This is a genomic window from Candidatus Avedoeria danica (assembly GCA_016703025.1).
In the GTDB taxonomy this organism is placed as follows: domain Bacteria; phylum Chloroflexota; class Anaerolineae; order Epilineales; family Epilineaceae; genus Avedoeria; species Avedoeria danica.
The window spans coordinates 151,294-173,829 of record JADJCV010000005.1 but is presented as its reverse complement, the minus strand read 5'-3'; the positions used below and the strand labels follow the sequence as shown (position 1 = coordinate 173,829).

The 22,536-nt window shown below is 69.6% G+C and carries 19 protein-coding genes; 10 read left to right on the top strand and 9 right to left on the bottom strand.

The features are described 5' to 3' along the window. Positions 1-7: 7 nt before the first annotated feature. Together IPG72_15150 and IPG72_15145 are read right to left on the bottom strand one after the other, a co-directional pair. On the bottom strand, positions 8-1,387 hold the full coding sequence (locus tag IPG72_15150) for a VWA domain-containing protein (protein ID MBK6770313.1): 1,380 nt from the start codon (positions 1,385-1,387) through the stop codon (positions 8-10). After that, the gene (locus IPG72_15145; GenBank protein MBK6770312.1) at positions 1,387-2,628 is read right to left on the bottom strand and encodes a MoxR family ATPase; all 1,242 of its coding nucleotides are present in this window, start codon (positions 2,626-2,628) and stop codon (positions 1,387-1,389) included. The genes IPG72_15150 and IPG72_15145 overlap by 1 nt, the downstream gene beginning before the upstream one ends. A gap of 192 nt (positions 2,629-2,820) precedes the next feature. Between IPG72_15145 and IPG72_15140 the strand changes: the two genes are divergently transcribed. Next, positions 2,821-4,035, top strand: a complete 1,215-nt coding sequence (locus IPG72_15140) for a phosphatidylserine/phosphatidylglycerophosphate/cardiolipin synthase family protein (GenBank protein MBK6770311.1) — start codon at positions 2,821-2,823, stop codon at positions 4,033-4,035. A 131-nt stretch (positions 4,036-4,166) separates the two neighbouring features. On the opposite strand, the gene IPG72_15135 is transcribed toward IPG72_15140, so the two are convergent. After that, a complete protein-coding gene (locus tag IPG72_15135) occupies positions 4,167-4,436 on the bottom strand; it encodes a MarR family transcriptional regulator (protein MBK6770310.1) in 270 nt (89 codons plus the stop codon). 67 nt (positions 4,437-4,503) lie between these two features. Here IPG72_15135 and IPG72_15130 point away from each other — a divergent pair, with 67 nt between their 5' ends. The 3 genes from IPG72_15130 to IPG72_15120 all read left to right on the top strand — a co-directional run bounded on the left by IPG72_15130 (position 4,504) and on the right by IPG72_15120 (position 6,942). Continuing rightward, positions 4,504-5,253 (top strand): hypothetical protein, encoded by a 750-nt coding sequence (locus IPG72_15130; protein MBK6770309.1) that lies wholly within the window; start codon positions 4,504-4,506, stop codon positions 5,251-5,253. Positions 5,254-5,468: 215 nt separating this feature from the next. After that, a complete protein-coding gene (locus IPG72_15125) occupies positions 5,469-6,593 on the top strand; it encodes a type I restriction enzyme HsdR N-terminal domain-containing protein (GenBank protein MBK6770308.1) in 1,125 nt (374 codons plus the stop codon). Between the two features lie 175 nt (positions 6,594-6,768). Next, a complete protein-coding gene (locus tag IPG72_15120) occupies positions 6,769-6,942 on the top strand; it encodes a hypothetical protein (protein ID MBK6770307.1) in 174 nt (57 codons plus the stop codon). A 378-nt stretch (positions 6,943-7,320) separates the two neighbouring features. Here the strand turns inward: IPG72_15120 and IPG72_15115 are convergent, their stop codons facing one another. The 4 genes from IPG72_15115 to IPG72_15100 all read right to left on the bottom strand — a co-directional run bounded on the left by IPG72_15115 (position 7,321) and on the right by IPG72_15100 (position 9,771). Next, positions 7,321-8,493, bottom strand: a complete 1,173-nt coding sequence (locus IPG72_15115; GenBank protein MBK6770306.1) for a YibE/F family protein — start codon at positions 8,491-8,493, stop codon at positions 7,321-7,323. Positions 8,494-8,717: 224 nt separating this feature from the next. Beyond that, entirely contained in the window at positions 8,718-9,143 is a 426-nt protein-coding gene (locus tag IPG72_15110) for a hypothetical protein (GenBank protein ID MBK6770305.1), read from the bottom strand. A gap of 152 nt (positions 9,144-9,295) precedes the next feature. After that, the gene (locus IPG72_15105; GenBank protein MBK6770304.1) at positions 9,296-9,502 is read right to left on the bottom strand and encodes a hypothetical protein; all 207 of its coding nucleotides are present in this window, start codon (positions 9,500-9,502) and stop codon (positions 9,296-9,298) included. A gap of 74 nt (positions 9,503-9,576) precedes the next feature. Beyond that, positions 9,577-9,771: a hypothetical protein gene (locus IPG72_15100; protein MBK6770303.1), complete on the bottom strand. Its 195-nt coding sequence runs from the start codon at positions 9,769-9,771 to the stop codon at positions 9,577-9,579. 228 nt (positions 9,772-9,999) lie between these two features. On the opposite strand from IPG72_15100, the gene IPG72_15095 reads away from it, so the two are divergent. The 4 genes from IPG72_15095 to ribA all read left to right on the top strand — a co-directional run bounded on the left by IPG72_15095 (position 10,000) and on the right by ribA (position 15,701). Next, positions 10,000-10,866 (top strand): metallophosphoesterase, encoded by an 867-nt coding sequence (locus IPG72_15095; GenBank protein ID MBK6770302.1) that lies wholly within the window; start codon positions 10,000-10,002, stop codon positions 10,864-10,866. A 102-nt stretch (positions 10,867-10,968) separates the two neighbouring features. Next, complete coding sequence (locus IPG72_15090) at positions 10,969-13,782, top strand: M1 family metallopeptidase (GenBank protein ID MBK6770301.1); 2,814 nt, start codon at positions 10,969-10,971, stop codon at positions 13,780-13,782. Further along, the gene (locus IPG72_15085) at positions 13,782-14,894 is read left to right on the top strand and encodes an aminopeptidase P family protein (protein ID MBK6770300.1); all 1,113 of its coding nucleotides are present in this window, start codon (positions 13,782-13,784) and stop codon (positions 14,892-14,894) included. Before IPG72_15090 ends, IPG72_15085 begins: the two co-directional genes overlap by 1 nt. 165 nt (positions 14,895-15,059) lie before the next feature. After that, positions 15,060-15,701: a GTP cyclohydrolase II gene (gene ribA / locus IPG72_15080; GenBank protein MBK6770299.1), complete on the top strand. Its 642-nt coding sequence runs from the start codon at positions 15,060-15,062 to the stop codon at positions 15,699-15,701. A 255-nt stretch (positions 15,702-15,956) separates the two neighbouring features. Here ribA and IPG72_15075 read toward each other — a convergent pair whose 3' ends face one another. Together IPG72_15075 and IPG72_15070 are read right to left on the bottom strand one after the other, a co-directional pair. Next, on the bottom strand, positions 15,957-17,210 hold the full coding sequence (locus tag IPG72_15075; GenBank protein ID MBK6770298.1) for an FAD-dependent oxidoreductase: 1,254 nt from the start codon (positions 17,208-17,210) through the stop codon (positions 15,957-15,959). A gap of 105 nt (positions 17,211-17,315) precedes the next feature. Next, positions 17,316-17,666: an RNA-binding protein gene (locus IPG72_15070; protein ID MBK6770297.1), complete on the bottom strand. Its 351-nt coding sequence runs from the start codon at positions 17,664-17,666 to the stop codon at positions 17,316-17,318. Positions 17,667-18,044: 378 nt separating this feature from the next. On the opposite strand from IPG72_15070, the gene IPG72_15065 reads away from it, so the two are divergent. Continuing rightward, complete coding sequence (locus IPG72_15065; protein MBK6770296.1) at positions 18,045-20,048, top strand: hypothetical protein; 2,004 nt, start codon at positions 18,045-18,047, stop codon at positions 20,046-20,048. A gap of 67 nt (positions 20,049-20,115) precedes the next feature. Continuing rightward, a complete protein-coding gene (locus IPG72_15060; protein ID MBK6770295.1) occupies positions 20,116-22,479 on the top strand; it encodes a DUF2235 domain-containing protein in 2,364 nt (787 codons plus the stop codon). The last annotated feature ends 57 nt before the right edge of the window (positions 22,480-22,536 follow it).

Genomic DNA, 22,536 nt, shown 5'->3' with positions numbered 1-22,536 from the left:
TACCCGATCAGGTGTCCGTCAGGAGGCGATCCACCGCCGCCGACAGCTGCCGCAGGTTGCGCACCGGGTACACCGCGTCGCACACCGGCGCGTACGCCAGCATGTCGCTGTCGTCCGTGCCCCACTGGCCGGGGGCCTCGGGGTTCAGCCAGACGAGGCGCCGACTGCGGCGCTTGAGGGCGGCCAGCAGCTCCGTGCGCGGGTTGTTGTGGTTGTTGCGGCCGTCGCCGAGGACGATGAGCGTCGTGCGGCGGTCGATCGCGTCGAGGTGGCGGTGGTGGAACGTGCGCAGGCTCCGGCCGAGGTCGGTGGCGTAGTAGCCGGGCGGGATCGCGTAGAGGACCTCGGCCACGGCGTCGCCGGCGCGTTGGGCGCCCATCGCGACGCTGATCTCCTCGAGGTCGGCGTTGAACGCAAAGCTGCGGGCGCGGGCGACCTGATCGGAGAGCTCGTAGATCAGGCGCAACATGAACTCGGCCACGGGGCGCATGGACGTCGAGACATCGCAGATGAGGACGAGGCTCGGCTTGAGGCGCCGCTTGCGCCAGCGCAGCTCGACGGGCGTGCCGCCGTAGCGCAGGCTGGCGCGGATCGTCCGGCGGGCGTCGAGCCGACCGGTCCGCCCGCGCCGCTGCCGGAGGGCGGCGCGGCTGCGGAGGCGGGCGACGAGGCGTGTCACCTCGCGCCGCAGCTGCGCCGCTTCGTGCGGCGAGAGCGATTGGAGCGATTTGTCCATCAGCCGTCCGTCGACCCCGCCGTCGTCGGAGCGCGGCGCCTCGGCCCGGCGGCGGGCGATCGCCAGGCCGATCTGCCGGGCGACCTCGTCCGCCACGCGCTCGCTGTTGCGGCGTGCGACGCCGAGGAGGTCGTCGATCGTCTCGTCCGACAAGCCGCGGGCTTCGAGCTGGGCCTGCAGCTCCGCGAGCAAGCGCTCGATGTCACCGAAGCCCATCTCGCGCAGCATCCGCTGCGTGAGGTAGCGCGTCTGGGACGGGCTCGCGCCGGTCTCGGCCGCGCGGCGCGCCATCGCCTCGAGCTGTTCGCGCGACGGGCCGTGGCCGCTCATCAGCTGCTCGAGGAGCTGCCGCAGCCGGTCGCTGAGCCCCTCCAGCGCTTCGCGCACGGCCTGCTCGTCGTCCGGATCGAGGTCGTCGAGGGCGTTCTCGAGGGGCGGCTCGCCGCCGAAGTAGAGCGGGAAGAGCGTTTCGAACGCCTCGAAGTCGGCATGCGACTTCACGAGCGCGGCGCGCAGCGCCAGTCGAACGCGGTCGCGGTCGTCGATGCCCGCCGCACGCAACGCCCGCAGCGCGTCGAGCGCCTCGGCCGTGCTCGTGCGCACGCCCGCGGCGCGCAGGCCGCGGACGAACGCGACGGATCGGTCTTCCATCAGTTCCGCCCCGGCCGCCCGCCCCCCCAGCCGCCATCGACGCCAGATCGCCAATCGATGTCGTCGTCGCCCGCGCTGCCCGCACCGCCCGATCGCCCCTGGCCGCGGTCGTCGCGCCCGCCGCGGCCTTTGCGACCCGGGTTGGACGAGCGGCCGCCGCCGTTCGCCGGGCGGCCGTCTCCGGGGCGACCACCATCGGGGCGACCGCTGTCGGGGCGGTCGGGTTCGCCGGGACGGCGGGTCGACGAGGTGCCGTCGGCGTCGCGGCCGGTGCTGCGGTCGCCGCCGTCGCGGTCGCGCCCGCCGTCGATGCCGCGGGTCAGCGGGCCCATCAGGCGGCGGGCGGTCTGCAGATCGGCCTCGTACTTGAGGAGGACGTTCAGCGTCTGGTCGAGCGTGTTGCGGTCGATTCGCTCGGCGTTCAGGGACAGCAAGGCGCGCGCCCAGTCCAGCGTCTCGGCGATGCTCGGTGCCTTGCGCAGGTCGACGTCGCGCAGGCCCTGGACGAACGAGACGGCTTGGCGGGCGAGGTCGCGGTCGAGGCCGGGGACGCGCAGCCGGACGACCTCGAGCTCGCCATCGAGGCTCGGGTAGTCGACGAAGAGGTAGAGGCAGCGACGCTTGAGGGCTTCGGACAGCTCACGGGTGTTGTTGCTCGTCAGGACGACCATCGGCTGGTGCTTGGCGCGGACCGTGCCGATTTCGGGGATGCTCGCCTGGAAGTCGGACAGGATCTCGAGCAGGAAGGCCTCGAACTCGACGTCGGCGCGGTCGATCTCGTCGATGAGCAGGACGACGGGCTCGTCGGACACGAGGGCCTGCAGGAGGGGGCGGGGGAGCAGAAAGTGCTCGGAGAAGAAGACATCCTCCTCGGCGGCCAGGCGCTCGGCGGCGTCGCGCAGGCTGGAGGCGTTGGCGACGACGTCCTTCAGGCCGTCGCGCAGGAGCTGGGTGTAGAGCATCTGCTTGGCGTACTCCCACTCATAGAGCGCCTTGCTCTCGTCGAGCCCCTCGTAACACTGCAGCCGGATGAGCGGCCGCCCGCTCGCCGTGGCCCACGCCTTGGCGAGTTCGGTCTTGCCGACACCCGCCGGCCCCTCGGCCAGCACCGGCTTGCCGAGCGCCTCGGCCAGGAAGACGACGGTGCTGATCTCGGTCGTGGCGACGTAGTCGGCGGAGCGGAGCTGGCGGCGGGCGGCGTCGATGTCGGGGAAGGCGGGGGTGTGGGAGGGGACGGGCATGTCGCGGCTCCGGGGGTGGGAGGGGCGTTCGTGGGGCGGGCGGGGAAGGGGGTAAGTGTAGCGGGTATGATTGGCGGGCGGATAGGCTAGTGCGCGCCGCCTAAGGCCCTCTCCCCCCGACCCCCTCCCCCAAGTCTGGGGGAGGGGGAGGATGCTTTGCGGTGGGGGAGGGACCGCAGTCAGGATCGCGGTATGTGGTCGTTGATTTCCTACATCTTGCTCGTCGGCGTCGCGCTGCAGCTTGTGGTGTTCGCGATGCTGACGGTCTCGTTGCGGCGGCGCAAGCAGCGCTTGCCGTCGCTGCCGCCGTCGGGATGGCACATGGCGCCGGCAGCCGTGCAGGACAACCGGCTCACGGTGTACGCGGACGGGACGTCGCTGTACGACGAGATGCTCGCGGCCATCCGGGGGGCGACGGAGGAGGTCCTCTTCGAGACGTTCATCTGGAAGGACGACGAGGTCGGCTCGGCGTTTCGCGCGGCGCTCATCGAGCGGGCCGAGGCGGGCGTCGCGGTCTGGGTGATCTACGACACGCTGGCGAACCTCGTGGTCCCGGCCGCGTTCTTCGACCTGCCGGAGCCGATCCATGTCCTGCGCTATCGGGCGTGGCGGGAGTGGTGGTTCGCGTTCAACCCGCGCAACTACGGGCGCGATCACCGCAAGATCCTCGTCGTCGATCGCAAGGTCGGATTCGTGGGCGGTTACAACATCGGGACGCTCTACCGCGACGTCTGGCGCGACACGCACGTGCGGATCGAGGGCGGCGAGTCGCTCGACCTGGCGTATGCGTTCGCCGACTTCTGGCACAGCTGTGCCGAGCCCAACCAGCCACGGCCGCCGCTGGGGCAGCGGCCGTGGTCGCCGTTCGTGCGCGTCCACCGCAACGAGCCGCGCAAGCTCCTGTTCCCGATCCGATCGATCTACGTCGAGGCGATCGAGCACGCGCACCGCTCGATCGAGATGACGCATGCCTACTTCATCCCCGACCCGGCCATCCTGGCCGCTCTCAAGCGCGCCGCGGCGCGCGGCGTCGACGTTCGCGTCCTCGTGCCATGGGAGTCGAACCACCTCCTGGCCGACTGGCTCTCGCGCCACCTGTACGACGAGTGCCTCCGCAGCGGCATCAAGCTGTTCCTCTACCAGGGCGCGATGATCCACGCCAAGACGGCCGTCATCGACGGCCTCTGGACGATGATCGGCACGGCGAACATGGACCGGCTGAGCCTGGCCGGGAACTATGAGATCAACGTCGAGGTCTTCGACGCCGACCTCGGCGTCCAGATGGTGCAGCTCTTCGAACGTGATCTGGCGAATGCGCGTGAGTTGACGTTGGGGGAGTGGCGGGCGCGGCCGTGGGCGGCGCGGGCGACGGAGGCGGTGTTGTCGCCGTTGTGGGTGTTTGTGTGAGGGGACGTTGGGGTGATGTCGATGACATTCACTTCTGTTGCACGCACGGATGCGGCCATCCGCCGAAGTTGAAAGCGGTTCGCGTCAGGCGTCATTGAGGCGGGGCGGGCGGAGGTCGGCAACGGTGAGGTTCATTGTGCTTCCGCTGCCGGTACACCGGATCGAGCTGCGCACTCGATGCGGTCGACCAGGCCCGCGTTGATCAGCGTGCGGCAAGGACGCGTGATCGAGGACGGCCCGAGTCGCGTTTCGTCCGAGAGTTCGGCGTAGGAGGGCGCGTCGAGACCGGCGCCAGCTCGGCGCCGAATCTTGCGGAGGACTGCACGCCGGGCCATGACGCCCGGCGGCGTGGATCTCACCATTGGCGGCGATTCCACCTTCAGCCAGTCTGTCGCTTGCATCACACTTCACCCCTCTGTTTAATGCCGCGCCGATCGACTTACCAACGATAAACAAGGAGCCTGCACCGTGAGCACTGAGCCCGTCGTCGAGAAACACAAGCGCCCGTGGTGGCATTGGGCGGGCGGTGCCGTCGTGCTCTTGTTCTTGTGCGGCATCATCGCGAATATGGGCGACGACGACGAGCCAACGGCGAGCACGCCGTACGCCACGAAGGTTCGCACTGTCGGCCCCACCGTTGACCCTGCGGTCGCCGCCAGCCGGAAGACCGCCGAGGCCGACACGGCCGCGACGAGCCGGGCGAGCGCGGCCGAGACGCGGGCCGCCATGCCTACAGAGGCGCCCGGCTTCGATGACGGCACGCTCCTTGTCGGCACGGATATCCAGCCAGGCATCTACCGCACCTCCAACGAGAGCGGTTCGTGCTACTTCGTGCGCCTCAGCGGCGTCAGCGGGGAGTTCGACGACATCATCGCCAACGACAACCCCGACGGCCCGACGATCGTTGAGATTCTCGAGAGCGATGAGGCGTTCAAGTCGGAGCGTTGCGGCCGATGGACGATGGACCCTGGCACGGGGGGCGAGAACGCGACGACGTTCGGGCCGGGGACGTACTGGGTCGGCCGTGACATCCAGCCGGGGCGATACCGCAACGAGGGCGGTGGCGCGTGCTACTACGTCCGCCTCGCCAACTTCCGCGGCGAGTTCGATGCGATCATCGCCAACGAGAACACGGAGGGACAGGCGATCGTGGATATCGCCGCCAGCGACGCCGGGTTCTCGTCGCAGCGCTGCGGCACATGGAGCAAGATCGAGTAGAACGCTCGCCGGCCTCGCATCCGCAGGGGCGGAGCGGACCAGCGGCGCGCACGGGGCCTCCGCCCCGCGCCGGTGGGTGCCACTCGGCAGGGTTCGTCGTCGTGCAGGAATGCGGCGCGCGGGTACGGACCCTGCGGTCGGCGCTCGTGCCACCGGCTGGACCTCCGAGCGCTGCCCGGGGCTCGCCGCCTTCCCCACACAACATCAGGAAAGGCATGGAAGTGGACATCGTTGAGCAGCTCCAGGCAATCTCGGCGCGCATCCCGAAATTGCGCGAGCATCTCAGTACCGAAGAAGCGACGAAGACGTCGCTCGTGCTGCCCTTCATCCGCGCGCTCGGCTATGACTTCACGGACCCGACAGAGGTGGTCCCGGAGTATCACGCCGACGTTCCGGGCATCAAGGCTGAGCGTGCCGACTACGCCATCATGCAGGATGGTCAGCCGATCATCCTCTTCGAGTGTAAGCCCGTTGGTGCGTCGCTCGGAGATCCGCATCACTCTCAGCTGTTCCGCTACTTCACTGCGAAGCGGGTCCGAGTCGGTGTATTGACCAACGGTCTGCTCTACGAGTTCTACTCGGACCTCGATGACAAGAATGTCATGGACCGCAAGCCGTTCATGATCGTCGACATGCAGAACGTAGATGACGCTCCAATGGGGGAGCTGCGTCGCTTCGCCAAGGGGCAGTTTGCCGAGGCCGAGATCATGGGCTTCGCGGCCGAGATGAAGTACAACCGCCAGCTGCGCCGCTTCCTCGCCGCCCAGTTCGCCTCCCCAGGGGAGGACTTCGCCAAGATGCTGACGGTGGAGGTGTACCAAGGCAAGGTCATCACCCAGAAAGTGCGCGATCAGTTCCTGCCAATGATCCAGCGCGCCCTCCAGCAGTTCATCTCGGATCAGGTGAACGAACGGCTCCGCACCGCCCTGACCCGTGAGCCAGGCGATGCTCCGATAGCGCCGGCGACGGTGGGCAGCTCCGCAGCCCCGGCCGTTGAATCGCCAGGTGAGGCCGCGGCCGCCGAGGATGTCACAACCGTCGAGGAGATCGAGGCGTACCTCATCATCAAGTCTATCGTCCGCAACGCAGTTGCACCGAGCCGTGTCGTCATGAGGGACCAAAACACCTACTGCGGGATCCTTCTTGACAACAACAACCGAAAGCCGCTGTGCCGACTGTGGTTCAACCGGGCAAAGAAGGCCGTTTCCCTTTTCGATGTCACGGACGAGACCGGCAAGGCGCAGGAGCAGAAGGTGGCGATCGATATGCTCGACGACATCTATGGACTGGCAGATCGACTGCTCGCAACGGCAAAGCGATATGAAGGTGGAGCACAGTAGATGCCGATACGTTGCGTGCTCCGCACTGCCACCGCCCTGATCTCCACACTCCTCGCCACCTCGCTCTCCGCCTGCAGTCCGCCCGTATCCGTTCACGGGCCGGGTCGTCAGCGGCTGACGGGCGGGGTTGCGTAGAAGCCGCCTGAAAAGTACCGTCGGCCGCATGAGCGGGAACATGGTGGTCGTGCCGCGGTCTGAGCTGCGGGCACGCGAAGCAGATGGTGCCCGGCTGCGCCGCGAGCTGGAGCAACTCCGTGCCGAGAACGGCGAGTTGCGGGCGGCGAACGCGGCGCTGGAGACCCGAGTCACTGGATTGGTGACGCTCGGCGCGAACCTGCAGGCGCAGTAAAGTGAGCTGGCGGCACGATTGGGGACGAACTCGCGGAACTCGTCGAAGCCGCCGTCGAGCGACCGGACAAGAGTTCCGCTGCGAGGGCGCGGCAAGTCATAGGGACGGGCGCGAGGTGGCCATAAGGGATACACGGCCAAGCAGCGGAGTCTGGTGCCGGCGGACCAAGTGACATCGAAGGAGACGTTGAAGCTGCCGAAATGCCGGGCTTGCGGAACGATGCTCAACGGGGACGACCCGGGCGAGCCGTCGGCGGCAGCGCGGGCGCGGATGGGGAGAGGATGGTTCCAACGGATGTTCGAGGGGCGAGAGAAGAAGGAACGGACTCAGGCCGAGGCCTGACAGGCGCGCCGCGGGGATGGTGTTGGCACTTCCGCTTCAATCCACGTGGCTGTGTGGGCCTGGGACGTGGACGTGTTGTTGGTCCTGATCGACAGCGTCGCCGGAGCGGAGCATGAGGCAGGCGATCAGGGTTGTCACGGGGACCGCGAGGACGAGGCCGATGCTGGCGACGAGCGTACGCACGATCTCCTCGGCGACCACCTCGAAGTTCACGACGTCCCGCCACGGCACGTCGCCGTAACGGAACAGCAGCAACAGCGGCAGGGCAGAGCTGGCGTAGACCAGGATCAGGGTGTTGACCAGCGAGGCGATGTGGTCGCGCCCGACGTCCATCGCTCGGCCGTAAACCTCGCGCACGCTCATGTCGGCGGCCGCGGAGCGCAGTTGCGCCACAATCGCCGCCTGGGAGATCGTGATGTCGTCCAGGATGCCCGAGAGCCCGATGAGGATGCTCGCCAGCAAGAGCCCGCGAATGTTCACAATCCCAGGCCGAAGGTTTTGCACGTACGACGCCTCTTCGGAGGCATAGCCGCTGATGGCTGCGGCGTCGACGGCCACCACCGCCAGTAAGCCAGTGATGAGCAGCGCCACCAGCGTGCCGACGACCGCCGCGTGTGTCTTCCGGTTGAGCCCATGGGACAGGTAATACGTGCTCGGGATGATGAACAGCGATGTGACGATCGCCACCACGATCGGGTCGTTGCCGGACGCGATCAGAGGTAGCATGAAGAGGAATATGGCGGCAAAGGACAGGACCAGGGACAGCAGCGAGGCGAGCCCACGCCGCCGGGCGACGACAAGGACCACTGCCACGAAGACGGCCAGTAGGCCCGCCAACGGCGTGCGGCGAACGCGGTCCTCGATGAAGTACGTGGCGTCGGCGGGCACGCCGCTTTGCTCAGCAAGCATCACGTGGTCCCCAACGGCGTAGAGGCGGGTGCCGGCGCTGGCGGTATCCTGGGTGGTCACGTTCACCGTCTGGCCGCTGCGGGGACCATCGACGTACCGAAGCCGGAGGGTCTGGAAGACTATCGCTTCGCCGACCGCCTCGCGCTCCCCTTGGTCGACGATGTCTGTGACGACGGCCTCCGCCGAGCGAATGTTGCCGGCCTCCTGTGCTCGCACCCTTGCAGCGGTACGGACGCCACTCACTGCTAGGGCTGCGAGCAGCACGAGCAAGCCATGACCAGTCCGCGGCATGCGTATCATGGGCTAGCTCCTGACGTCGTCAGCGCGGCCGAGGCACGGTGCAATCGTAAGATATGCCCCCCTCCACTCCAAGGACGAGAGACGGCATGCGTGTGCCACCGACCCCGCTCGTCGTAGCGTCGAGCGCGACAACGAGCCCCCGCCGGCCGAAGCCTGACGTGGCCTCGCGTCCCGTGGTCGCTCCATGACAACCCTGTCGGCGGTGGGGAGCGCAGCCATCTGCACTACTTTCGGAGCAGGAAGAGTCCCGCGATCGCAAGGGCGATTCCCAGCCCGCGCTCCCATGACAAGGTCTCGTTGAAGAACGCGACGCCCGCAATCGCCATGATGGCCGCTCCGCCGGCCAGAATGGCGGGCACGGCCGAGAGCGGACCCCCCTTCTGGAAGAGTAGGAAGAACGCCACGGTGCCTGCACCCACACACACGCCCGTTAGGGCTGAGTACCGGAAGCCGACCGCCGAGAACTTCTGCTCCCAGTGTCCAGTCATCCACAGACCGGCGAGGTACGCGAGAATCGTGAGAGCGGCGACGCCCTCGACGACGAAGCCTCCGAGTCCGTCGCCGATGTGATCGGCCGCCAGCCGCGTGAAGATCTGATGCGCGCCGTAGAGCCCTGCCGCTACAACTGCATACCAGAACCAAGGCGCCATAGCCGAGTCTCCTCACCGAGTGACGTTCGATGGCGTGATGGTACAGCCCAGGATCTGCTCGGTCGACCGGGACATCCGGTCTCACGCCAACCGCCACCGGCCAGCCGAAGCCGACCGGGGGCGTGCATCCCATCGTCGGGAGCGCGTGAGAACTACGGCCCGCGTAACGTCCCCCGCTTGGCGAGCTCGCGGACCACCGCCTCCGCACCCCCACCGCCCGACCCGACGATCGCGTTGCGGACGATGTTCGAGACGGACGAGTAGATCGCCCAGAGGCCCGCGATCGCTGCTTCGCCCGTCAGGTACGAGGACAGGTCAAGGCCCCAGCCCTGCGAGACCGCGACGAACGTCACCGGCAACCCGACGATCCGCGAGAGAGTCAGCCCGCCCTTCAGGACGAAGCGCGGCGCGCCGTCCGGGTTCGTTCCGAACTTCAGGTCCGGGATCCCTCCGCGAGGTCGGTCACCTCCACGAGGCCGGGGACCGGCGGCACCTCCTGCAGGAGCGTGGTGGCGTTGGCGCGGCCGTGGGCGGCCCGGGCGACGGAGGCGGTGTTGTCGCCGTTGTGGGTGTTCGTGTGACGCTCGACCGGTTCCCTGCCGCTTCGCCGATCGACCGCGGCGCACATTCTCGCCTCGCGCTAACGCAACCGCGCTCGTTCGGTAACGCGCCGCTAACACGAAGGCGCTATCCTCGTCCCTGGGCGGCATCCGCGTCCGGGTCGACTCCGACTCCCGATTGCCGCAACCCACATGTGATCGCCCCGCCTGCGGGCGTTGGATGACGAGGAAATGACGTGAGCGAACAACCATGGGGCGCCGTGCGCCGCCGCCGCCTCGACCGCATCGGCCAGCGGATCGCCGTGCGCCGCTTCGCCGGCTCGCGGGCGCTGGCCGAAACGCTGGATCGGCCGCTGCGCATCGCCCACCTGACGGACCTGCACGTTGGGACGGTGACGCCGCACGCCGCACAGCTGGCGGCGATCGAGGCGGTCAACGCGGCGGAGCCGGACCTCGTGTTCCTGACCGGCGACTACGTCTGCCACAGCTTGGAGCACCTGGACGAGCTGCACGATGCGCTGCGCCGCGTGGCGGCGCCGATGGTCGGCGTCCTCGGCAACCACGACCATTGGTGCGGCGCACCGGCCGTGCGGCGGGCGCTGGAAGGCGCCGGCGTCGACGTGTTGGTCAACGAGACGCGCGTCATCGAGATCGGCGGGCAGCGGTTGCAGATCGTGGGCGTCGACGACGGCCGGACGGGGCATGCCGATGTCGAGCATGCGGTGCGCGACGTCGCATCCGGCCTGCCGACGATCGGCCTGAGCCACGTACCGCACGAAGCCGACGCGCTATGGGAGCACGGCGTCAGCCTGGTGCTGTCGGGCCACACGCATTCCGGCCAGGTGGCGGTCGGGCGGATGAACGAGCTCTTCCTGGCAGGGCTGGGCGGCCACCGCTACATCCACGGTCTGTACGGCGACCGTTGGGGCCGGCGCTTCCCGGGCGCGGTCTACGTCAGCGCCGGGATCGGCGCGGCGGTGATGGCGGTGCGGATGGGCGATCGGGCACGGCGCGAGGTCGCCCTGTTCGATCTCGGCGCGCTGCCGGGTGATTTCGACGAACACCACGCCGAACAGGATCCGCGTCCGGTCGGACGCGCGCTGGCGCAGGCGGAGTGGGAGCTCTGGCGGTCGCGACTGCGCGGGGGGTGGCTCAAGGCCTGACGTGCGGCGGGGGTGTCTCTGCGGCGGAAACCCGTCCGCTATCCGACGGGCACCCGTCCCCTATAATGTCGCATTCGCGCCCCCATTCGCCGGAGTCCCGTGATGCCCAACGACACCCATGCCTGCTCCCTGCATGCCGACGGCTTCACGCTGCCCGGCGCCGCCAAGCACTTCCCGCCCGACCTCGAACTTGAGCCCGTCCACCTGGCGCTCGATCTGAGTGTCGACGTGCTCGGCGAGGCCGTGAGCGGCACGGCGACGACGACGGTCCGCAGCCGCCACGACGGTGCGTCCGAGCTGACGCTGCACGCCGTCGACCTGGACGGCGTCGTCGTGCGCGATCCCGACGGCCATCCGCTGACGTCGTCGTACGACGGCGCGGTGATCACCGTTCGTTGGCCCGAGGGCGTGGCGCGGGGCGAGACGCGGCGGGTTGCGGTGGCCTATCGCGTGGCGCGGCCGATCGCCGGCCTCTTCTTCAGCCGCCCGACGGACGCGGTGCCCGACGCCGCGACCTTCGTCGTCTCCGATCACGAGACCGAGCGCGCCCGCTACTGGCTGCCGTGCGTCGACCTGCCGAACGCGCGTACGCGGCTCGACATCCGCCTGCGGGCCGACGCGCGCTTCACGATCCTGGCGAACGGCGCGCTCGTCGGCGAGACGGACAACGGCGACGGGACGAAGTCGGCCCACTGGCGGCTCGACTTCCCGTGCCCGAGCTACCTGCTCTGTTTCGCGATCGGCGACTTCGTGCGCTGCGACGACGGCGAGGTCGACGGTGTGCCCATCGCCTACTTCGGCACCGCGCCGGCCACGCCCGATGACCTGCGACGTTCGTTCGGCCGGACCGGGGCGATGCTGCGCTGGCTGAACGGCCGCCTCGGCACGCCGTACCCGTTCCCGAAGTACTTCCAGATCGCGCTGCCCGGGATCGGCGGGGCGATGGAGAACATCTCGCTCGTCACCTGGGACGGCCGCTACGTCCTCGACGAGACCCTGGCCCTCGAGCTGACGCGCAACGTCGACGACGTCAACGTCCACGAGATGGCCCACGCCTGGTTCGGCGATGCGATCGTCTGCCGCGACTTTGCCCACGCCTGGTTGAAGGAATCCTGGGCCACATACATCGAGCAGGTCTGGTTCGACGACGTGGCCGGCGCCGACGAGGGTCGCTACCAGTTCTGGCGCGATGCGCAGGCCTATCTGGACGAGGCGGACAACCGCTACCAGCGCCCGCTCGTGGCGCGGACGTTCAACAGCTCCTGGCAGATGTACGACCGCCATCTCTACCCCGGCGGGGCGTGCCGGCTCCACACCCTGCGCCATGAGCTGGGCGACGCGCTGTTCTGGGAGGGCGTGCAAGCCTATGTCCGGCAGCACGTCGGCGGCGTCGTCGAGACGGATGACTTCCGCCGCGCGCTCGAGGCGGTCTCGGGCCGGAGCCTCGGGCTGTTCTTCGATCAGTGGTTTCACAGTCCCGGCTACCCGGACATCAAGGTCACGTTCAGCCACGACGCCGACAAGGGTCAGGGCACGTTCACGATCGAGCAGACCCAGGCCTCCGGCACGGCCAAGGCGGGGTCGGCCGCGTCGGCAACCGCATCCGCGGGCGCGTCGTCCACGGCTGTCGACGCCGCGCCGGCAGTGCCCGTCTTCACCCTCTCGACGGCCGTCGGCTGGACGATCGACGGGGTGCACCACACCGCGCCGGTGAAGCTCTCCGAGGCCCGCCACACCGTCGTCGTGCCGATGGCCAAGGCGCCGGAGATCGTCCGCTTCGATCCGGGCTGCACCGTCCTCCACAAGCTCAGCTTCACGCCCGGCGACGCGCTTCTCCGCACCCAGCTCACCGGGGCGAGCGACGTCATCGGCCGGATCCTGGCCGGCCGCGAGCTCTGCGCGACCGGCAAGCGCGCAAACGTCGAGGCCGTTGCCGCCGCGTACGGAAGCGAACCGTTCTGGGGCGTGCGCGTCGAGTGGGCCGGCGCGCTCGGCAGGGCCGGCACGGATGCGGCGATCGCGGCGCTCGCCCGGATCGTGGCCACCGAAGCCGATCCGCGGGTCCAGGCCGCCGTGATGGCCGCTGCCGCCGGCTACCGGGATGCCGGCCTCGCCAAGGCCGTCGCCGACCGCCTGGCCAGCGGCCTGCCCCACCTCGCCGCCGCCGCCGCCTACCGCGCGCTCGGTGCCCAGCGGGATGCTGCGCCGCTCGACGTGCTGCTCGCCGGCGCCGCCGCGGCACGCTACGCCGGCCACACCCAGGGCGGCGCGCTCGCCGGCCTGGCGATGACGCGCACGGACGCGGCTTACGCCCCGCTCCTGGCGGCCACGCACGTCGGCGCGACGCCCGAGGACGCGCGGTTCCACGCCGTGCCCGCGTTGGCCGAGTGGGCCGCCACGCGCCCGCGCGACAGCCGGGAGCGGACGGCGACGGTCGAGCGCCTCGAGGACCTGCTGCGCGATCCGAACGAACGCGTTCGGAATGCCGCGGTGCGCGGCTTGGCGACGCTCGGCGCGGGCTCGGGCGCGATCGAGCGCTTCCGCAAGACGCAGCCGGCGCAGGACCACTTCGTCGTCGACCGTCTCCTCCGCCAGGCCCGCGCCGGCGGCGATGAGAAGGTGGCGGGCCTCGAGAAGCAGCTCGAGGGGCTGCGGGACGAGGTGCGCAAGATGCGCGATACCGTCGAGGGGCTCGAGGCGAAAACATCGCCGGTCGTCGCGGAAGCGGGCTCGGCGACGGCGGGCGGCAAGGGCGGCAGGCGCCGCAAGGCCGGTAAGCGCGACAAACACGACAAGGATGTCAAGAGGGTGCGAAAGGACTCGGAGACAACGGCGAGCCTGACAGACAGCCTGACAGCGAGCCCAACGGCGAGCCCGACGGCGGACGATCAATTCACCGTCGAAGGGGAACGCTGATGCAGCATACCGAGCGCCTGGCGCAGCTCCGCGAGGCCATCGGCGCGGCCGGGCTCGACGCGATCGCCGTCGTGCCCGGACCGAACTTGGTCTACCTGACCGGCCTCCACTTCCATCTGAGCGAGCGGGCGACGATCCTCTTCGTGCCGCGCCACGGCCGGTGCGCGTTCGTTGTGCCGGCGCTCGAAGAGACGAAGGCGCTCTCGCTGCCGTTCGACGCCGCACTCTTCCCGTGGCCGGATGCGGATGGGCCGGCGACGGGGATCGCGGCCGCGGCGGCATCGCTCGAGCTGGGCGGAAAGAAGCTGGGTATCGAAGGACGCCGGATCCGCTTCCTCGAGCTCGATCTGCTCGCCGGGTCGGGCCATGCCCCGGCGGCATTGAACGGCGATGCGGTGTTTGCGACGCTGCGGATGGCCAAGGACGACGACGAGCTCGACGCGATGCGCCAAGCGGTCGGCGTGGCCGAGGCGGCGTTCGCGGCGACGCTCGAGTTCATCCGCCCGGGCGTGACGGAGAAGGAGGTCGCCGCCGAGCTGATGGTCCAGACGCTGAACGCCGGCTCGGGCGAGCTGCCGTTCCAGCCGATCATCGCCAGCGGCCCGAACGGCGCGAACCCGCATGCCGGCGCCGGGACGCGGATGCTGGCCGCGGGCGACGTCGTGACGATCGACTGGGGCGCGACGGTCGACGGCTACGCGTCCGACCTGACGCGCTGCGTCGTGATCGCCGGCGCCGAGCCGGACCCGCGGCTCGTCGCGGCGTACGACGCGGTGCGTGCGGCCAACGAGGCCGGGCGGGCGGCGGCGCGGCCGGGGGGGTCGGGGCAGGATGTGGACCGGGCGGCCCGCAAGGCCATCGTCGACGCGGGTCTGGGCGCGTACTTCATCCACCGCACCGGCCACGGCCTCGGCCTCGAGACCCACGAGGAGCCCGACATGAACGAAGGCAGCCTCGTGCCGCTGGCGCCGGGGATGACGTTCACGGTGGAGCCGGGCGTCTACATTCCGGGCATCGGCGGGGTGCGGATCGAGGATGACGTCGTGATCACGGCCGACGGCTCGGAGACGCTGACGACGCTGTCGCGGGAGCTGTTGGTCGTCGGTGGCTGAGGTGAGCCGTGGGGGCGAATGCGGCGGCGGGATGACGGCGGGGTCAACGGCCGGGGCAATGGCCGGGACATCGGCCGGGACATCGGCCGGATCAACGGCTGAAGCCGTCGCTGAGGGCGGCCTTTGGCCGCCGCGCGCCTGCCTTCGCAGGCGCCAGGTGTCGCCATGACGCATCGTTCCATTCCGCTGCCTCCGGTTCGCGAAGTCACGCAAGCCCGGATCCCGACGGCCGTCGGCGCCTTTCAGCTGCGCCTGTATGCGAACGACGTCGATGACAAGGAGCACCTGGCGCTCGTCGCGGGCGAGATCGGCGACGGCGAGTCCGTGCTTGTGCGCGTCCACTCGGAGTGCTTCACCGGCGAGGTCGTCGGGTCCCTGCGCTGCGACTGCGGCCCGCAGCTGGACCGTGCGATCGCGCTCGTGGCCGAGGAGGGCCGGGGCGTGATCGTCTACCTGCGCCAGGAGGGCCGGGGCATCGGCCTGGCCGACAAGCTGCGCGCCTACAACCTCCAGGACGAGGGTCTCGACACCGTCGACGCCAACCTCGCCCTCGGCCACGGCCCCGACGACCGCGACTACACGCTGGCCGCGGCGATCCTGCACGCGCTCGGCGTCCGCTCGGTCCGGCTGCTGACGAACAACCCGGCCAAGGTGGCGAGCCTCCAGGCGAACGGCCTCGACGTCGTGGAGCGCGTGCCGATGGGGCGGTTCGAGACGGCGGAGAACGCGGGGTATCTGCGGGCGAAGGTGGAGCGGATGGGGCATTTGGGGGGGGAGGGCGATCGGCAGGGATCGCCGGACGCTTAGCGCATCACTCGAAGTACCCGGCCCATGCGAACACGGCCACCGTCGCGGTCACGTCACGCCCTCGACGTCGTCGGGTGCGTCGAGGATCACGCCGCACTCCGGACAGATCGTCGTCGATCTCAGGTTCATGGTTCGTCCAGCTCTCTGCGTCGATGTGTCGGCCCCGTTGGCGGTGCGCGCGGCAACCGTTTACGCCGGACTCGTGCCGCCCGTTTCGATCCAGTCGATCCAGCCGATCCGGCCGATCCAGTCGATTCAGCCGACTCCCAGCCCGCGATTCATCCCGTCCCCCATCGCCCACCCCGCCAGCACCCGCCCCGTCCACGGCGCGAACTTGAACGCATGCCCGGAGCACGCCGCCCCGACGATGATCCGCGGATCGTCCGGCAGCGGGCCGAGGAGGAAGCCGTGGTCGGGCGTCATCGTGTACAGACACGTCATGCCGCCCAACACGCCGCGCACCGGCACGGCCAGGCAGCGGTCGATCACGTCCAGCAGCGCCGCAACATCGGGCGAGGCGGCGTCGAACGGCACGGCGATGTCCGGATCGTCGGCCTCGCCGGTCTGGCGATGGATCGCCGCCTTGAGGCCGGCATGCCCGAACGCAGGCTGCCCAAAGACCTCCGGCTCGCCCGCCGGGCCGACGCGCACCCAGTTCGGCGCCGTCGTCGGATCCCCGTCGACATCGAGCAGCGCGACGGTCTGACGGAGCGGCGTCAACCGGTCGGCCAGCGCGGGCAGCAGCCGCCCGATCCACGCCCCGGCGGTCACGACGACGCGCTCCGCCAGCAGCGTGCCGGCGGCCGTCTCGACGACGACCGGACCGTCCGCGGCACCCGTTGACGTGCGCCCGGCGTCGCGTCCCGTTCTTGCCGCGGCGTCGCCGGCATGCCCGATCGCTCGCACCGGCGTTCCCTCGATGACCTCGACGCCTCCCTCACGCACCAGCCGCTCGAGGACCCGCATGACGTCCGCGGCGGCGATGACCGCGCCGGTGCGGTCATGCAGGGCGACGTCGCCGTCCTCGATCCGCAGCCAGCCATTTGCCAGCGCGCGCGCCGCGGCGGGTGGGACGGCATCGATCGCGGCGCCATCCACCTTCGCCACGGCAGCGGCGTATGCAGCGATCGGACCGTTGGCGGGGCCGAAGAAGAAGGTCGGGCGGGCATGCCGCAGCGGCTGCCCGGCCGCCGCCTCGAGCGCCGGCCAATCCTCGGCGTTCGCCTCGGCCATCGTCGCCACGAAGCGCGGATCGGCGTACGTGCTGCGCGTGATCCGCGTCGGCCCGTGGCTCGAGCCGCGGTCGTGCGGGATCGCGAACCGGTCGATCAGCCCGATGCGCGCCGTGCCGCCCTGCCCAGCTTCGCTCTGCCCAGTGCCGCCCTGCCCAGTGCCGCCCTGACCAGCGCCGCCCTGACCAGCGCCGCGCCTCGCGAGCTGCCACGCCGTCGCCAACCCGTTCACCCCGCCGCCGACGACGAGTACGTCGAACCGCTTCGCCCCCGCCATCGCCGCCATCCTGTCTGCGCCGCTGCCCCAGAATAACGAACGGGATAACGAACGGGGCGGGCCAACCGGCCCGCCCCGCGTTCAGTGCACCGAACGATGCGACGGCTACCAGCCCCCGCGGTCGCTGCGGTAGCCTCCACCGTCGCCGCCCCCGCGGTCGCCGCGATAGCCACCGCCGCCGCCTCCGCCGCCCCCGCGGCCGCCCTCCGGACGGTCGTTGGCCTCATTCACCGTGATCGTGCGACCACCGAGGGATGAGTTGTTGAGGGCGTTCACAGCAGCTTCGGCCGCTGCGTCGTCCTCGAACTCGACGAAGCCGAAGCCGCGGCTCCGACCCGTCTCGCGGTCCTTGATGACCACCGCGTCCAGCACTTCACCGTGCGGGGCGAAGAGGTCTTGCAGCTCCTCCGAGGTCACCGACCACGGCAGGCCGCCAACGAACAGCTTCTTGGACATGGGGACTCGAGCCTCCTGATGAACAGGTCGACGGCGCGGCCACGCGTGCCGACCGCCGCTGTGGGCCGGGATGCGAGGCCTGACAGAGATACCCTTCACCGCACGCAGGAGACCCGAAGGGACGACCGGACGCTGAGGGGAACTCGGTCCATAGCACTTTGAACCGCATCCTTGGGGTGCCAATATACAGGCTTGGGAATCCTTTGTCCAGCACTTTTCTCGTCCGTTTCAACGCGACAGAACCCACCGGTGGAATGCGGCCGAAACCGACGACTAAGCGACAGCGACGCATCTTAATGTCGATGGCCGCGCCTTTTCAGGGGGCAGAACGTTAAAGTTCGTCGCAGGCAGGAGACACGCAGGAAGTCGGGGATCGACATGCGAACGGCATGGGTGAGGCGGGTGATCGGCGCGATGGCGTCGCTGGGGGCGATCGTTGCCCTCGCCGGTGCCGCCGCGGCCGCGCCCGGCCGCCCCGGCGATATCCGCGGACGTTGGAGCTGCGACCCCGTGATGGGGCCCGGCTGTGGTCTCGGGCTCTCGGCGGTGGCATTCACCGCGCCCGACCACGGTTGGGCCGTCGGCAAGGGCGGCGTCATCCTGCGCTTCGCGGATGGCGGTTGGTTGGAGGCGCCAAGCCCGACCGAGCTGCCGCTGCACGGTTTGGCGATTCGCGGCGTCGATGATGGCTGGGCCGTCGGCGGCGCGTGTGCTGCGGACGGCCGCTGTGAGGGCATCGTGCTGCGGCTCGGCCGGGACGGATGGGCCGTCACCGCCAAGCTGCCGGACATCGTCCTCTCGGCCGTGACGATGTTGGACGGCGAGCAGGGCTGGGCCGTCGGCGGCCGCTGCCGGCCGGATGCGCGCTGCCGCGGCGTCCTCATGCGCTACGAGGCGGGGGCATGGTCGGTCGCCGCAACGCCGGACGTCGATTGGCTCTATGGCTTGGCGCTGCCGACCGAAGACGACGGCTGGGCCGTCGGCGATGACTGCGCCGGCGATCGCCGCTGCCACGCCGTCCTCTTCCATTACTCCGAGGGTCTCTGGCAGCGCCAGGACATCGGCCCGCCCGACATCCGACTGCACGCCGTTGCGATGCGCGACGCGTCCTCCGGCTGGGCTGTCGGCGAGACGTGCGCCCAGCAGCCGTGCCGCGGGGCGATCCTTCGCTTCGCCGACAGCCGTTGGACGGTCGTGCGCGACGACATCGCGCAGCCGCTGCGCACCGTGGCGCTCGGGGCGGGTGGCGGCGGCTGGGCGTTCGGTCAGGCGTGCGTCCTGCCGTGCCGCACCCCGATCCTGCGCCTCGCGGGCGACGATTGGGTCGAGGTCGACTCCCGGACGTCCAAGGGCGTTGCCTCGCTGGCCGTCGTCGGCGCCGCCGAGGCGTGGGCCGTCGGCGCCGACTGCCTGACCGCCGGTGAGTGCCGTGCCGCGGTGCTGCACTTCAGCGACAACGAGTGGCGGGACGAAGGCGTCCGCCTCGGGACGCAGCTGGAGGACGTCGCGTTCGCGGCGGCATTCGACGGCTGGGCGGTCGGCACGGAGGGTGCCCTGCTGCGCTATGCCGGTGACGGCTGGTCAGAGGTGCCGGGCCCGATGCGCGGCCACCTGCACGCCGTCGCCCTCGACGGTCCGGCCAGCGGCTGGGCGGTGGGCGACAACGGCGCGATCCTGCGCATGGTCGGCGGCACGTGGACGATGGTGCCCAGCCCGACGCGCGAACGATTGAACGGCATCGCCGTCCCGTCCGACGCCTTCGGGCGACCGCAGGCCGGCACCGCATGGGCGGTCGGCGACGGCGGGACGATCCTCAAGCTCATCGGGGACACATGGGTGGTCGTCGACGACGGTGCGCGCTCGCATCGGCCGCTGGCGGATGTGGCACTCAACGGCGCCAACGATGGGTGGGCGGTCGGCTGGGGTGGGCAGACGCTGCGGCTGGTCGGCGGCCGGTGGAAGCCCATCGAACAGCGCGTGACGACGGAGTGGCTGCAGGCGGTTGCGCTGGGGGCGGAAGGCGGCGCGGTGGCGGTCGGCGCGAAGGGCACGGTGCTCGTCTGGAACGGCACGACTTGGCGGCTTGCGCCGGTGCCGGCCGAGGCCGCCGACAGCCTTCTGCGCGATGTCGCCATCGGCCTCGATGGCCAGGGCTGGGCGGTGGGCAGCGGCGGCCTGATCCTGCGCCGCGACCGCGACGGGGCATGGACGAACGTGATCAGCCCGACGAGCGCCAACCTGGCGGGCGTGGCGCTGCTCGAGGGGCTCGACGCCTGGTCGGTGGGCGCGGACGGCGCAATCCTGTACTTCAGGGCCGAGGACGTGTCGGGCGCGGTCCGAACGCTCCATCGGCTGTGGCTGCCGCACCTTCTGCGGCCATAGGCACACCGGCCCGTGACGTCGGCGCCGCGTGCCCAGCGCATTTCCCTTCCGTCCAGGGGAGACGTCGATGTACAAGCAACAGTCCGAACAACCCCCCAAGAAGATCGTCTTGTTGTCCGACGGCACCGGCAACAGTCCCGCCAAGCTGATGAAGACGAACGTCTGGCGCATGTATCAGGCGATCGATCTTTCGGAAGGCGATCAGATCGCGATGTACGACAACGGCGTCGGCACGTCGGCCTTCAAGCCGTTGAAGCTCCTTGGGGGCGGAATTGGCTTTGGCCTCAAGCGCAATGTCATCCAGCTCTACATGTTCGCGTGCCAGAACTATGTGCCCGACGATGCGCGGCGCGGGCGTGCGGCGGATGAGTTCTATCTGTTCGGCTTCAGCCGCGGCGCGTTTACGGTCCGGGTGTTGGCCGGGCTCATCGCCGACCAGGGGCTGATACGGGGGGTTCGCGGGCACGAGCTCGAGCGCATGGCCCGCTGGGCGTATCGCGGGTATCGCCTGACGTTCCCGGCCAAATGGCATGTCCGGAAGGTCCGGGCGACGTTGTACAACGCGCATCGGGCCTGGGATCGCATCGTCCATCCGGGCGCGGCGAAGATCGAGGATGTGGCGAAGGTCGCGCCCAGGATCGCGTTCCTTGGCCTGTGGGACACAGTGGATGCGTACGGGCTGCCGATCGACGAGATGACGACGGGCTGGGATCAGTGGGTCTGGCCGCTATCCCTGCGCAGCCGCAAGCCGCTCGATGTCGTCGACAAGATCTGCCATGCCGTCGCGCTCGACGATGAGCGGTTTTCGTTCCATCCGGTGCTCTACGACGAGGCGTCGGTGCGGCTGCGCGGGGACGACGTTCCGGCTGCGGACGCGGTGAACGCTGCGAATGCGTTGGACAAGGTGCCGCGCAAGGACGTCGAGCCGGCGCTCGCCAAGCACATCGACGAAGAGCGCGTCACACAGGTCTGGTTCACCGGCATGCACTCCGACGTCGGCGGCGGGTACCCCGATGACGGGCTGGCGTACGTTCCGTTGTGCTGGATGGCCGACCAGGCGATGCGGGCGAGCGGAGGCCAGGGCCTGCGGCTGTTCCCGAGCGTCGTCGGCGAATGGCAGGCGCATGCCAACCCGAGCGGACCGTTGCACGACTCCCGACAGGGATTGGCCGCCTACTACCGGTACAAGCCGCGCAGCGTGGAGGCGCTCTGCGACGACGACTTCGTCAAGGTTCGCATTCCGCGCCCCAAGATCCACGAGAGCGTGTTCACGCGGATCGTCGCCGGACGCGACGAGTATGCGCCGATCGTGCTGCCCGAGCGGTATGCCGTCGTGACAGACAGCGGGGCGATCCTCGATGGCGAGGCGAACCCATACGAGCAATCCGATCAGGCGGGCGCGCGGAGGGCCGGCCAGGCGCGGGTCTGGGACACGGTGTGGCTCAGGCGGGGGCTGTACTTCCTCTCCGTCGGGACGTCGCTGCTGCTCATCGGCGTGCCGTTCCTCGCCGGCACGTGGTGGCCGGACGTGTTCCAGCTCAGGTCGCGCGGCTCGGCGGGCATCATCGACCTTGCCGCCGAGTTCCTGCCCGGGTTCACGAAGCCGTGGACCCAATACTACCGGGCGTACCCCATTCAACTCGGGTTCCTGCTGGGCGTCCTGATCCTGTTGTTGCTGGCCAGCGCGCGCTTCGAGCAGAAGATCCGCCAGCGCATGCTCGGCCTGTGGGACGATGTCCTGAAGGGTGCCGCCGCGACCGAATCCGCCGAACGGAACAAGGAAGGACCGGTCTCTCGAGTCCGCTCGATCTTTGGCGAACACTCCGCGTTCGAGCGCCTGACGCAGCGGCTCGTGCCCCCTGCCTTCGGCTTCGGGGCCTTGGCGACGATCGTGCTGATCGGAGCGGGCGCGCTGAACCGAGGGGGGTTCACGGCAGCGTCCGTCGCCGGAGCCGTGTGCCGGAGCTCCGAAGGCGCGCTGGACGCCGATGGGCGGTGGAGTCCAATCACATTCAGCAGCCGGGAACCGTGCCATGCCACCGGCATCGGCCTCTGCAAGAACCATCGCTACAGCGTGAGCGTTGCGCTGCCGAAAGGCGGGTGGACGGATGGCAGCTACCTCGTCACATCACCCGCCGGATTCAGCAGCCTCGAGAAGCGCAACATCGCCTTCATCCTCGGCCTGCCGTTCCGCCGACTCCTGACGGCGCGCTGGTTCGTGCCGACGGCGCGCATCGGTGCATCCGGCATCGCGGAGCACCAACTGCTTGACAAGGGAACGGTCGAATTCACGCCGCGCCGCGATGGCGAGTTGTTCTTGTTCGTGAACGACGCGGTGGGCATCTGGCCGTTCACCTGGACCTTGTACGAGAACAACGACAAGGACGACGGCGACAGGAGGGCGACGGTCACGATCACCGAGTTGCCGTGATCGTCCGCCATCCACGACGACGGCCGCCTATCCGGTCATCAGCTGGCTGGCCTCGGT